The organism is Sinobaca qinghaiensis (genome assembly GCF_003610495.1).
GTDB classification, from domain to species: Bacteria; Bacillota; Bacilli; order Bacillales; family Marinococcaceae; genus Sinobaca; species Sinobaca qinghaiensis.
The window spans coordinates 178916-192082 of sequence record NZ_RAPK01000010.1 but is presented as its reverse complement, the minus strand read 5'-3'; the positions used below and the strand labels follow the sequence as shown (position 1 = coordinate 192082).

Genomic DNA, 13167 nt, shown 5'->3' with positions numbered 1-13167 from the left:
TAATTGATGGATAATTATGATGTAATCATCCGGAAAGGCCGGGTTGTTTTGAAGGAAACGGTCGTCACTGCGGATGTCGCCATTAAGAACGGGCTCATCGAAAAGGTTCATTCTTCTATCGCCGGGACAGCTGATTCCGAAGTCGATGCGCAGGGACTTTACGTCTTTCCGGGGGGCATTGATGTACATGCCCATTTCAGCGAACCAGGCCGTGAGCATTGGGAAGGGTTTGAAACGGGATCGGCCATGATGGCTGCCGGGGGAATGACTACATATTTTGATATGCCGTTAAACGGCATTCCTTCTACTGTTACGGTAGAGGCACTGAAAGAAAAAGCAGAAACGGGCAGCCGGAAATCAATCGCAGATTTCGGTTTATGGGGAGGTCTTGTGCCCGGAAACGAAGAAGAGCTGGAGACCCTCGCAGCTGAAGGAGTAGTAGGATTCAAAGCGTTTATGTCACCCACGGGAAATAAAGAGTTTGAACGCTCGGATGACCATACCCTTTTTAATGGCATGCAGAAGATTGCCCCAACGGGAAAACTGCTGGCTCTCCATTCGGAAAGTGCTGTGATCGTAAAAGGCATGGAGCAGCGATACAGCGAACATACAGACGCGGTTTCTTTTTCAAGAAGCCGGCCGGAGGAAGCGGAAGTAGAGGCAGTGAACCGGGCGATCTCCTATGCAAAAGTAACAAAATGCCCGCTTCACTTTGTTCATATCAGTACAGCAGAGGCAGTGGAACGTATTCAGGAAGCCCGGCTGGCGGGAGTAGATGTGACGCTGGAAACATGCCCGCATTACTTATTGTTTACGGAAGATACGCTCGTTGAAAAGGGAGCTGCTGCAAAATGCGCACCGCCTCTTCGTTCCAACGAGCAGAAACAGAAGCTTATCGAGGCGCTGCTTGACGGGAAAATTGATATGGTATCCTCCGATCATTCTCCTTGTCCATCTGACATGAAAGATACAGATGACATGTTTGCGGCGTGGGGCGGAATCAGCGGAGGGCAGTATACGTTTCTCGCCGTGCTGGAACTCGCCGCCGCTCATGGCATAAAGTTTCCGAGGACAGCACAGTGGCTCTCAGGAGCTCCGGCAGAGCGCTTCGGCCTTTCCGGCAGCAAAGGAGAGATAAAGGAAGGAAAAGATGCGGACCTTGTGCTTGTGGACATGAATAAAAGCTTTACTGTCACAAAAGAAAACATGTATATGAAAAACAAACACAGTGTTTATGAAGGAATGACTTTTTCCGCTTCCATTGAACAAACTTTTCTTCGGGGGGAAACCATTTTTTCAGCCGCGGGAAAACCGGTAAAAAGGATCGGGAGATGGACGCAGCCGCAGCAATAAAAGGAGGAAATAAAAGATGATATATGATGAGCTGTATCAGCCTTATCGAACGGCAAGACTTCCAATCTACGCAAAAAATGGAATGGTGGCCGCATCGCAGCCGCAGGCTGCTGACTGCGGCAGGCAGATGCTTGAAAAAGGAGGCAACGCCGTAGATGCGGCCATTGCCGCCGCTGCTGCTCTTACGGTAGTGGAGCCAACCTCCAACGGGATAGGCGGGGATGCGTTTGCGCTTGTCTGGATGAAGGAAAAGCTGTACGGGTTAAACGCCAGCGGACGCTCACCCAAGGCGTTTACTTTGGAAAAACTGAAAGAAAAAGGGCTCACGGATGTGCCGGACCATGGGTTTATTCCGGTAACCGTTCCGGGAGCACCCGGCGCATGGGCTGAACTTTCCGAAGCATTTGGTGTACTGCCGCTTGAAGAGGTGCTGGCGCCGGCAGTAAAGCTTGCGGAAGAAGGATTTCCTGTCAGCGCAGCGGTGGCGAAGTACTGGAAACGCGGGGTTCAGCTATTCAGCGATACATTAAAGGGAGCTGAATTTGAAGAGTGGTTCCGCGTTTTTACGAAAAATGGACAGGCCCCCAAAGCAGGAGATATATGGACGTTTCCGGATCATGCCGGCACGCTTCGTGATATTGCCGCCACAAAAGCCGCCTCTTTTTATGAGGGGGAGCTTGCCGCGAAGGTGGATGCCTTTTCAAAACAGCACGGGGGATGGATTGCAGCAGAAGATTTAAAAAATTTCCAGGCAGACTGGGTGAAGCCGATTTCTGTTTCCTATAAAGGGTATGACGTCTGGGAAATTCCGCCGAACGGGCATGGACTGAATACGCTTCTCGCACTGAATATTCTCGAAGATATGAAATTGAAGGGAAAAGAATCGACGGATACCTATCATGCATTAATGGAGGCAATGAAGCTCGGGTACACGGACGGCCTGCACTACATTACAGATCCGAAAGATATGAAAGTAACGGTGGAAGAACTGCTTTCCAAAGAATATGCGGCAGAGCGGAGAACCTTGATTGGAGAAGAAGCAATGCTTCCGAAACCCGGAAAGCCTCAAAAGGGGGGCACAGTTTATCTGGCGGCCGCAGATAAAGAGGGAAATATGGTGTCCTATATTCAAAGCAACTATATGGATTTTGGGTCCGGACTTGTTGTTCCCGGCACGGGGATTAACCTGCAGAACCGAGGGCGCAACTTCAGTATGGATGAAAACGCGGTAAATGCAGCGGGACCCGCCAAACGAACCTATCATACGATCATTCCCGGCTTTTTAACAAAAGACGGCCGGGCAGCAGGGGCATTCGGCGTAATGGGAGGATTCATGCAGCCGCAGGGACATCTGCAGGTGCTCACAAGCAGCATTGATTTCGGTCTGAACCCGCAGGCGGCGCTGGATGCTCCGAGGTGGAGGTGGTCGGAAAGGAAGACGATTGAAATTGAACCGTTATTTCCTGATCATATTGCACAGGCGCTGGAGCGCAGAGGCCATCATATTCGAAAGGCAGCAGATGAAACCGGTTTTGGCCGCGGGCAGATTATCTGGAGAGATCCAGATAGCGGCGTGTACATTGGAGGGACGGAATCCCGGGCGGATGGGCATATATCGGTATATTAAACGGTTCTATTTTTATGCTGGTTATGCCGCCTGACAGGTACACTTATTAGAGCGATATTGTATGTTTCACAAAAAAGAGATTCCCGCATACTTTCGGGAATCTCTTTTTAAGTTGTTTTTAAATACTTAGGTACTGTTCAAGCTCTTCCTGCACAAGCTCGGGTCCTTCAAACATAATCCGTCCCCGGTCCATTACATAAAAATAATCTCCGACGGAACGGGCGAACTCGATATTCTGCTCGACGAGTATCATGGCCGTTTCTGTATTCTGTTTCAAATCGATGATAACCTGCTGAATGTCTTCTACAATGTTAGGCTGGATGCCTTCAGCCGGTTCATCGAGCAGAAGAAGGGCGGGTTCTGCTGCAAGCGCCCGGCCGATCGCAAGCTGCTGCTGCTGACCGCCGCTCAAATCACCGCCTTTACGGTTTTTCATTTCTTTGAGCACAGGGAAATAGCGGTAAATGGTTTCGAATATATCTGTTTTTTTGTTCTGATTTGCTTCGAGTCCAAGAAGCAGATTTTCCTCCACGGTCAGGCTGGAAAAGATCTCGCGGCCCTGCGGCACATAGCTCATACCGGCCCGGGCGCGTTTGGCGGGTATTGCCTTTGTAATGTCTTTATCGTTAAACGTTAAACGGCCTTCCTGCACTTTCAGCACACCCATAATCGATTTGATCAACGTCGATTTGCCGACTCCATTACGGCCGAGAATGCAGGTTACCTGATTTTTTTTGGCGTTAATAGAGACACCGCGCAGAACCGTACTTTCATCATATGCCGCGTCAATGCGGTCAACACTAAGCATGAGCATCGGCTCCTTTGCTGCCGAGGTATACTTCCCGAACTTTATCGTTCTGCTGGATTTCTTCCATGGTGCCTTCACTGAGAAGCGTTCCTTCATGCATGACGGTTACTTTTTCGGCATACTCCCTTACAAAATCCATGTCATGCTCTACCACAATCAGAGAGCAGTCCTGTTTCAGCTCGCGGAGAAGGCTGCCTGTTTTTTCTTCCTCTTCTTCGGTCATGCCGGCGATCGGCTCATCAAGCAGGAGAAGTTCAGGTTCCTGCATCATGACCATGCCGATTTCAAGCCACTGTTTCTGTCCGTGCGATAAGCCTCCCGCCAGAATGTCGCGTTTGCCGGCCAGGCCGATAATCTCCAGCTGACGGTCTATTTTTTCTTTTTGTTTTTTAGTCATTTTGGCCCGCAGCATGGAAAAGACGCCTTTTTCCTGCTTCATGGCAACTTCGAGGTTCTCCTGCACAGTAAGGTGCGGAAAAATGGAAGGCGCCTGAAATTTCCGTCCGATCCCTTTTCTGGCAATTTCAAATTCCTTTTTATCATCAATGGAATAATTTTTCTGGAAAGTAATGCTGCCATCGCTCATTTTTGTTAATCCGCAGAGCACATCAAGAAATGTCGTTTTACCGGCGCCATTCGGCCCGATAAGAAAGTGAATTTCTTTATCGGCCATGCCGAACGAAAAGCGGTCCAGTGCGGTAAAATCACCAAATTTCACAAGAACGTCCCGGCATTTAAGAATGCTTGTCAGCGGCTGATCCTGCTTGTTGTTCTGCTTCTTCATGATCTGATCCCCTCCGTTTTCTTTTTAATTTATTTCCAATCGACATCAGGCCTCCCGGCAGAAAGACGATAACGACAATAAAGACAAGTCCGATAAAATAGGTCCATAATTCAGGGTAATTTTCACTGAAAAAGGTAGTTCCCACATTGGCAAGAATGGCCCCGAATATCGGTCCGAGAAGGGTACCGCGTCCACCTATCGCGACCCAGAGAGCCATTTCAATGGATGGAATAATATCGATCATCGTCGGCGTGATAATGCGGATCTGAAGCACGTATAACATTCCGGCGAGTCCGGCAATACCGGCAGAGAGCGTAAATACCACCATTTTATAATAAGCGGTATTGTAGCCGGAAAAACGAAGACGGTTTTCCCCGTCCCGTATGGCAATCAGCACTTTACCAAAACGGCTGTTCACCAGCTTGAAGCAGAAGTAAAAGACAGCTGCCAGCACGACAAGCGTCAGAAAGTATAAAAACAGCTGGGTCTGCGGACTCGATAAAGAAAATCCAAACATCGTGCTTAAACCGCTTAACCCATCCGAACCGCCGGTGTAGCGCTGCTGGCTGACAATAAGGGTGACGGTTACGAGCACAAGCGCCTGCGTTAAGATAGTGAAGTACACGCCTTTAATCCGGTTCCGAAATGTAAAAAAACCGAGCAGGGAGGCGATAGCCATCGGTAGAAGAATTCCAAGAAGAATAGCAGCTACGGGATTGGAAAGCAGTTCCCATAAAAACGGAAGTTCAGTCATCCCGCTCCACATCATAAAGTCGGGGAGGGCGCCTCCGGATGATTCAGTCGTTACGTAGATAGCCATAATGTAAGCACCAAGCCCAAAGAAAATTCCATGGCCAAGGCTTAATATGCCGGTATAGCCCCAGACAAGATCCAGGCCGATGACGAGTATGGCAAAGGCCAGATAGCGGCCGAGCAGATTTGTATGAAAATCATTAAGTATAAGAGGCAGTACAGCCAACAGAACAAGCAGCACGATAAAAATGCCCTGCTTTGTTCCGATCCATTTTGATAATCCCATGTCTTCCCTCCGTTCTTGTATTAATCAAGCTTTCGTGTACTCAGGTTGAATAAACCATTTGGGCGCCACTGCAGAAATAAAATAATAACGGCAAATAACAGCACGCGTCCCATAGACGCATTAGTGAAATATTCAAAGCCGGTATTAAATACACCGATTCCAAGAGCTGCAATAACGGTACCAAGAAGCATTCCGACGCCGCCGACCACTACAACCATAAATGCATCGATAATATAGGCGGTACCAAGTGTCGGGCCGATCGGGCCAATTAAAGTAAGTGCCATTCCGGCGATACCGGCAAATCCTGCCCCGAGCGCAAAGGTGGTGGAGTCGACCTGGCGCGTGGAGATACCGACGCTCGACGCCATATCCCGGTTCTGCATTACGGCACGGATTCGTCTGCCGTTGGATGTTTTGTAAAAGTAGTAAAACATAAACAATACGCAGGCGGTCACGAGCAGAATAATGAAGATTCGTGATTTAGGAAAGCTGATGGAAAAAATTTCTACAGCGCCGGATAACAACGCCGGGCTCTGGACGCCAACGTTTGGGGCGCCGAAAATAGAGCGGGCGGCCTGCTGCAGAATAAGGCCGGCACCGAATGTAGCAAGCAGGCTGTCGAGCGGCCTGCCGTACAAATGGCGGATGACCGTCCATTCGAGCAGCCAGCCGATAAGCGCCGCAGTTAAAAAGGCGGCAGGGACAGCTAAAATAAAATACCAGTTAAACATGGATTCGGGCAGGTAATCGATAAACAGGCTCTGCACCACATAGGTTGCGTAGGCCCCGATCATAATTAATTCGCCGTGTGCCATATTAATAACGTTCATTAATCCAAATGTAATGGCGAGCCCAAGGGCAATCAGCAGCAGGATAGACCCGAGGCTGATGCCGTTGAACAGTTGAGAAATAATACCTTCCACAGTGAGTCCTCCTTTTATTCGTCTGTAAGCACGTCGCTTAGGCCGGATGCCCAGTCGTAGTTTTCGAGGTAAGGGTCGGGTACAACCGGATCCCCTGAATTCCACACTTCTTCAAACTGGCCGTCTTCCTGGACTTCACCAATACGGACTGTCTTACTGACGTGCTGGTTGTCTCCGTTGATTTCTACAGGGCCTCCCGGAGCATCAAAGGTAACGCCGCCGGCAGCTTCCCTTACTGCATCAACATCTGTTGTGCCGGCTTCTTCTACAGCTTTAGCCCATAGATGCACCATGAAATATCCTGCTTCAATCGGGTCACCCGTTACCCGGGACTCCCCGTATTCCTCTTTAAAGGATTCTACAAATTCTTCGTTTTCCGGAGTGTCGGTACTCTGATAGTAATTCCAGCTGGCATAATGGCCTTCAAGGACGTCAGCGCCGATCCCCTGAATTTCCTCTTCAGCTACTGACACGCTGAGGACGGGAATATCTTCTGATGTAATGCCGGCGTCATACAGCTGTTTAAAGAAAGCAACATTGCTGTCTCCATTTAACGTATTGAAAATAACGTCAGGCTCTTCTTCTTTAATACGGGAAATAATCGTATTGTAGTCTGTATGGCCGAGCGGAGTATACTGCTCGTTTACAATCGTTCCGCCGGCATCATCCACCTGGGAAATGACCGCCTGGTTGGCAATGCGGGGAAACACATAGTCCGACCCCAGCAGAAAGATATCATCGCCTTTGTTTTCCATCAGCCATTCAATCGCAGGAGTAATCTGCTGATTGGGAGCAGCACCTGCATAAAATATGTTCGGTGAGGACTCCATTCCTTCATATTGAACGGGATAAAATAACAGGCCGTTATTGTTTTCAACGACTGGCAGCATCGCTTTTCGGCTGGCAGATGTCCAGCCGCCGAAGATAACGGGAACATCATCCTGCTGCAGAAGCTTGGAGGCACGCTCCGCAAATGTCGGCCAGTCGGATGCGCCGTCTTCAATAACCGGTACAAGTTCTTTGCCGAGGACGCCGCCTGCTTCATTGATTTCTTCTATAGCAAGCAGCTCAGAGTCCCGGACGGAAGATTCACTCATGGCCATCGTTCCGCTCAGGGAATGGAGAATGCCCACCGGAATCTGGTCGGAATCAACTTCTACCGCTTCTTCTTCGGAGGAGCCGCCTTCCGCAGAGGTGGACGCTTCGCCGCTGGCTGTACCGTCTTCTACAGCCGCTTCATCCTGGCTGGAGCAACCGGCAGCCGTTAATAGAGCGGTCATACCGAAAACAAGTACTGCTTTTTTGGGGGAATATAACATCGTATGTAAACCTCCTTAACATGTGTAATTGTTAAAGTAGCATATATACGAAGGGGTTTGGATATCACTGTCAGATTACATAACATAGAATTTACTTGGACACTTTGCACAAAGAAGAGGAAATCGAGGAGTGATTTTCACCATATATAAACAGTGTCACATAATCTGACAGACAGCTTGAAGTTAACATTTGATGATAGGTATAATATCGACGTATAAGAAAGTCTCATGATTCTGAAAATTGTCTGGGGACGTGAAAAAATGAAATTGACTCCAACTGAACAGGAAAAGCTGTTAATTTTTATGGCATCTGAACTGGCAAAACAGCGCCGGGAAAAAGGACTCAAATTAAATTATCCGGAAGCGATGGCTATTTTAAGTTCTTTTTTAATGGAAGGGGCAAGAGAAGGTAAAACAGTAGCCCAGCTGATGAAAGAGGGAAAGCATGTCCTTACATCCGAAGAGGTAATGGAGGGCATTCCGGAGATGATCGATAACGTACAGATCGAAGCGACATTTCCAGATGGAGTTAAGCTTGTGACCGTTCATCAGCCTATACAATAACAAAAGGAGGATGCTGTTCATGATTCCGGGAGAATACAGATTAAAAGAGGAGCCGGTTGCGATTAACGAAAACCGGCGCACCGTAACGATCCGAGTAGCGAATCGAGGCGACCGGCCTGTACAGACAGGGTCGCATTTTCATTTTTTTGAAGTGAATCGAAACCTGTCTTTTGATAGGAAACAGGCGGTGGGCATGCGGCTTAATATTTCCTCCGGTTCAGCTGTGCGGTTCGAGCCGGGAGAAGAGCGCGAAGTTGAGCTTGTGGAAATCGGCGGAAAAAAGGAAGTTTACGGCCTGAACGGCCTGACCGATGGAACGGTGGACGATCCGGAACAATTGGCGGCAGATGCTGAGAAAAAAGGGTTTGGAGGAGAGCGGTAATGGATATTTCGAGAAAAAGCTATGCCGGTCTGTACGGACCAACGACAGGGGACCAGGTTAGACTGGCAGATACCGATCTTTGGATAGAAGTGGAAAAGGATCATACCGTATACGGAGAAGAAGCTAAATTCGGCGGGGGGAAAGTCCTGCGTGAAGGAATGGGGCAGAGCTCGCGGGCCGTGCGTGACCAGGGAGTCGTGGATGTGTTGATCACGAACGCCCTGATTGTAGACTACACGGGTATCTATAAAGCCGATATTGGAATTAAAGACGGGCGCATTAAAGCGATTGGCAAAAGTGGGAATCCGGACATTATGGATGGGGTTCACCCTGAACTGGTTGCAGGAGCTTCCACAGAAGTGATAGCCGCTGAAGGTATGATTGTAACAGCGGGAGGAATTGATGCCCACATTCACTTTATCAGCCCCCAGCAGGTGGATGTTGCTATTTCGTCAGGAGTCACCACCATGCTTGGCGGAGGTACCGGTCCTGCTACCGGAACGAAAGCGACGACGTGTACGCCGGGCGAGTGGAATATTCACCGCATGCTGGAAGCCGCCGAAGGGTTTCCGGTTAATCTCGGTTTTCTGGGCAAAGGAAATGGAGCGTCCAAAGAGCCGCTCGAAGAACAGGTGAAAGCCGGGGCGATCGGCTTGAAGCTTCATGAAGACTGGGGAACAACGCCGGCCGCGATCGATGCAGCGCTGAGCGTAGCGGACGATATGGATGTACAGGTAGCGATACATACCGATACGCTGAATGAAGCAGGGTTCGTCGAAGATACCATTAATGCGATTGCGGGACGCGTCATTCATACGTATCACACGGAAGGGGCAGGTGGCGGTCACGCACCGGACATTATGAAAATTGCCGGGTATCCGAACGTGCTGCCTTCTTCCACCAACCCGACACGGCCGTTTACGCATAATACGATTGATGAGCATCTGGACATGCTCATGGTATGCCATCATCTGGATCATAACTCCCCGGAGGATGTGGCGTTTGCTGACTCGCGGATCCGGCCGGAAACGATCGCCGCAGAAGACATTCTTCATGATATGGGAGCGATGAGTATTATTTCCTCAGACTCCCAGGCCATGGGAAGGGTAGGCGAAGTTATTATCCGGACGTGGCAGACGGCAGATAAAATGAAAAAGCAGTTTGGTTTTATAGATGAAGACAAAGCACAGGAAAATGATAATGAACGTGCGAAACGATACGTCGCCAAATATACGATCAATCCGGCTGTCGCCCACGGCATCAGCCACGAAATTGGATCAGTCGAACCAGGAAAATGGGCCGATCTGGTCCTCTGGGAGCCGGCTTTTTTCGGAGTCAAACCGGAAATTATTGTGAAAGGCGGTCATATTGCGCATGCACAGATGGGGGATCCGAATGCTTCTATTCCGACGCCGCAGCCGGTCTTTCAGCGCCCGATGTTCGCAAGCTTCGGCCGTGCCCTGTATTCTTCCTGCCTGACATTTGTATCAAAGGCGGCCTACGAAGACGGGATTGGAGAGAAGCTCAGCCTCCAGAAGAATATCTCCTATGTAAAAAACTGCCGCACGATCGGCAAACAGGATATGAAAGCCAATGATAAGATGCCCAATATTGAAATTGATCCGGAAACCTATGAGGTAAAAGCCGACGGCGTTGTACTGACGTGCGAGCCCTTAAAAGAAGTGGCGATGGCCCAGCGGTATTTTTTATTTTAAAAAGAGGAGAGACCTGTTATGAAAATCACAAAAATGGCTGGACGATTTAACGAGAAAGACGCTTCTTCCAAAGAAGTGGACTGGCTGGAAGTAGAGTGGGAGGAGCTGGCTAAGCGTATTTTAAGAAAAGACACCGCGGCGGGACGGGATCTCTCGATTTCCCTGGAGCCGGGAGAGCATCTGGAAACGGGCGGCCTGCTTTATGAAGACGAGAACCTGCAGATTGCCGTCCGCACGACTTTGGAAGATGTGTATGTGATTACGCCGGCTTCGATGACAGAAATGGGGAAGGTTGCTTTTGAACTGGGCAACCGCCATACACCCTGTCTTGTAGAAGATGATCATATAACGGTGAGATACGACAGCACGCTGGAAACGATTTTTAAGGACACAGGAACTGCCTATAAGCTGGAACAGAGACGGATCGACCGTCCGTTCAAATATAAAGGGCATGCGCATGCACATTGATTTTCTGAAGCTGATGCAGCTTCATGACAGTGCGTTTCCGATCGGATCGTATACGCAGTCGTTTGGAATGGAAACCTATATTCAGAGGGACTGGATTACAAACGGCGACGAGCTTCTTGCGTTCTGTGAATCCTACTTGTTTGAAAATGTCGTCTACGGCGATGCGATTATCGTTCAGGAAATCATGAACGGTACTGAAGAAAGCCTTGCTCATGCAGGAGCCGTCGCGCACGCCGTGAAAATTGCAAGAGAAACCAAAGAAGCGAGCCTGCGGATGGGAAGCCAGTTTCTGCAGACGGTGGAATCAATAGAAGGAGAGGCAGCGGCCGAGGAGCTGAAGAGAATAATGACCGCTCATCAGCTGAGGCGGCACTACAGTGTCGTCTATGCTCTGTATATGCTACAGACAAATATAGGGACAAAGGAAGCCGTGACGGGGTTTTTGTATTCCACAACAACATCTCTCGTGCACAATGCCGTCCGGGCGGTTCCTCTGGGGCAGAAAAGCGGCATGCGGACGATTTCCGCCCTTCTTCCTTCTGTAATGAAAGCTGCAGCCTTAGTAGAAGAGCTGTCTCTTGAAGACGTACGAAACCAGGCGGTCGGCATAGAACTTGCTTCGATGGAACATGAACATATTAAAGTACGTTTATTCAGCTCATAATAAAAGGAGAGATGGAAGATGAATCCAGTACGTATTGGTGTAGCGGGTCCCGTAGGATCCGGCAAAACAGCGTTAATTGAACAGCTGACGAGAAGAATGCATGAAGATTATTATATAGCTGTCATTACCAACGATATTTATACAAAAGAAGACGCCCAGTTTTTGGCGAAAAACGGTGTACTTCCGGAAGAACGTATCCTCGGCGTAGAAACGGGCGGATGCCCGCATACAGCTATTCGTGAGGATGCTTCGATGAATTTTGCGGCTATTGATGAATTGAATGAATCATTTCCCGGACTCGATATTATTTTCGTTGAAAGCGGCGGGGATAATTTATCGGCTACGTTCAGCCCGGAGCTGGTCGACGGCTTTATTTATGTAACTGATGTAGCGGAAGGTCAGGATATTCCCCGTAAAGGCGGACCCGGCGTAGCGCGTTCGGATTTTCTTGTTATAAATAAAAAAGACCTGGCTCCTTATGTTGGGGTGGATCTTGAAATAATGGAGCAGGATGCGCGCAATGCCAGAGGCAGAAGACCTTTTGTCTTCGCAAATCAAAAAGACGGATCGGGGCTTGATGGGGTTATTTCCTGGATCCGCCATTCGCTGCTGCTTGAAGATGTCAAGCTTGATGATGAAGTGAAAAGTGGGGCCTGATACAAGCCTGGCTCTTCAGGGGAAGCTCGATATTCGGTTCGCGCGCAAATCCGGGCGTACGATTTTAAAAGATGCCTACCAGTCCCCGCCGCTCAAGGTAAGCCGGGTGCTCTATCCGGAAAATTCCGCACGGGCGGTGGCCTACTTAGTGGAAACTTCCGGCGGGATGGTTTCGGGTGATACGTACACCTACCGCATACATTTAGAAGAAAACGCGGATGTGACGCTGATTCCGCAGTCAGCGGTAAAGGTATATCCACAGACGAAAGCTCAGGATACCCTTCAGGAATTCACGGTGGATGTAGAGAATGGAGCCGTTCTCGTCCTGCAGCCGGATACATTAATTCCTTATAAAGCGTCTTCTTTTACAAGCCGGACGACAGTTCGGATGAGCGGGGAGGCATCGGTGATCTGGGGGGAGATTTTGACCCCGGGGCGGCGGGAGCGCCGCGAAGCCTGGGAATATCAGAAGCTGGATACCTCTTTTACGCTGTGGATTAATCAGGAGCTCAAATGCCTGGACCGTCTGCAGCTGGAGCCGGATAAATCTCATCCTCATCATATAGGCATTATGGACGGCTGTGATTACTACGCGTCCTTCTGGGCAGCAGGAGCAGCAGCCGAAGAGGCAGATGCCGGCGCGTTAAACCGACATCTGTTAATTCCCGAGGGCACGAGGGCTGCTGTAACGAAACCCGAAGATAATATTATTCATATGCGGATTCTATCTTCTGATCTCATTGCTTTGAAAAAGCTATGGCAGCAGGCAGCAGCTTATTTTATGCAGTAATAAAGACCCATTTACTTTTAAAGTGAATGGGTCTTTAATATGTATACAATTGACAAATCTTTCAAATGAAACGT

At 49.2% G+C, this 13167-nt stretch carries 14 protein-coding genes; 9 read left to right on the top strand and 5 right to left on the bottom strand.

What is annotated here, in order from left to right; translation table 11 throughout:
* The first annotated feature begins 6 nt into the window (after positions 1–6).
* Positions 7–1353, top strand: coding sequence for an allantoinase AllB (allB, locus tag ATL39_RS12975; protein WP_120193781.1), 1347 nt, complete (start codon positions 7–9; stop codon positions 1351–1353).
* A gap of 16 nt (positions 1354–1369) precedes the next feature.
* The gene (gene ggt, locus ATL39_RS12970; protein ID WP_120193780.1) at positions 1370–2980 is read left to right on the top strand and encodes a gamma-glutamyltransferase; all 1611 of its coding nucleotides are present in this window, start codon (positions 1370–1372) and stop codon (positions 2978–2980) included.
* Between the two features lie 118 nt (positions 2981–3098).
* On the opposite strand, the gene urtE is transcribed toward ggt, so the two are convergent.
* The 5 genes from urtE to urtA are packed head-to-tail and all read right to left on the bottom strand — an operon-like array spanning position 3099 to position 7853.
* On the bottom strand, positions 3099–3788 hold the full coding sequence (gene urtE / locus ATL39_RS12965) for an urea ABC transporter ATP-binding subunit UrtE (RefSeq protein WP_120193779.1): 690 nt from the start codon (positions 3786–3788) through the stop codon (positions 3099–3101).
* Positions 3781–4572 (bottom strand): urea ABC transporter ATP-binding protein UrtD, encoded by a 792-nt coding sequence (urtD, locus tag ATL39_RS12960; protein WP_245960989.1) that lies wholly within the window; start codon positions 4570–4572, stop codon positions 3781–3783. The genes urtE and urtD overlap by 8 nt, the downstream gene beginning before the upstream one ends.
* Complete coding sequence (urtC, locus tag ATL39_RS12955; RefSeq protein WP_120193778.1) at positions 4523–5611, bottom strand: urea ABC transporter permease subunit UrtC; 1089 nt, start codon at positions 5609–5611, stop codon at positions 4523–4525. The genes urtD and urtC overlap by 50 nt, the downstream gene beginning before the upstream one ends.
* Positions 5612–5631: 20 nt before the next feature.
* The gene (gene urtB, locus ATL39_RS12950; protein ID WP_120193777.1) at positions 5632–6534 is read right to left on the bottom strand and encodes an urea ABC transporter permease subunit UrtB; all 903 of its coding nucleotides are present in this window, start codon (positions 6532–6534) and stop codon (positions 5632–5634) included.
* A gap of 14 nt (positions 6535–6548) precedes the next feature.
* Positions 6549–7853: an urea ABC transporter substrate-binding protein gene (gene urtA / locus ATL39_RS12945; RefSeq protein WP_245960988.1), complete on the bottom strand. Its 1305-nt coding sequence runs from the start codon at positions 7851–7853 to the stop codon at positions 6549–6551.
* 261 nt (positions 7854–8114) lie between these two features.
* Between urtA and ureA the strand changes: the two genes are divergently transcribed.
* The 7 genes from ureA to ATL39_RS12910 are packed head-to-tail and all read left to right on the top strand — an operon-like array spanning position 8115 to position 13093.
* On the top strand, positions 8115–8417 hold the full coding sequence (gene ureA / locus ATL39_RS12940) for an urease subunit gamma (protein ID WP_120193977.1): 303 nt from the start codon (positions 8115–8117) through the stop codon (positions 8415–8417).
* 19 nt (positions 8418–8436) lie between these two features.
* Entirely contained in the window at positions 8437–8799 is a 363-nt protein-coding gene (locus tag ATL39_RS12935) for an urease subunit beta (RefSeq protein ID WP_120193776.1), read from the top strand.
* A complete protein-coding gene (ureC, locus tag ATL39_RS12930; RefSeq protein WP_120193775.1) occupies positions 8799–10514 on the top strand; it encodes an urease subunit alpha in 1716 nt (571 codons plus the stop codon). The genes ATL39_RS12935 and ureC overlap by 1 nt, the downstream gene beginning before the upstream one ends.
* An 18-nt stretch (positions 10515–10532) precedes the next feature.
* Positions 10533–10982 (top strand): urease accessory protein UreE, encoded by a 450-nt coding sequence (locus ATL39_RS12925; protein WP_120193774.1) that lies wholly within the window; start codon positions 10533–10535, stop codon positions 10980–10982.
* Positions 10972–11646, top strand: coding sequence for an urease accessory protein UreF (locus ATL39_RS12920; RefSeq protein WP_170146930.1), 675 nt, complete (start codon positions 10972–10974; stop codon positions 11644–11646). Before ATL39_RS12925 ends, ATL39_RS12920 begins: the two co-directional genes overlap by 11 nt.
* Positions 11647–11664: 18 nt before the next feature.
* Positions 11665–12303, top strand: coding sequence for an urease accessory protein UreG (gene ureG / locus ATL39_RS12915; RefSeq protein ID WP_120193772.1), 639 nt, complete (start codon positions 11665–11667; stop codon positions 12301–12303).
* Positions 12293–13093 (top strand): urease accessory protein UreD, encoded by an 801-nt coding sequence (locus ATL39_RS12910; RefSeq protein WP_120193771.1) that lies wholly within the window; start codon positions 12293–12295, stop codon positions 13091–13093. The genes ureG and ATL39_RS12910 overlap by 11 nt, the downstream gene beginning before the upstream one ends.
* Positions 13094–13167: the final 74 nt, after the last annotated feature.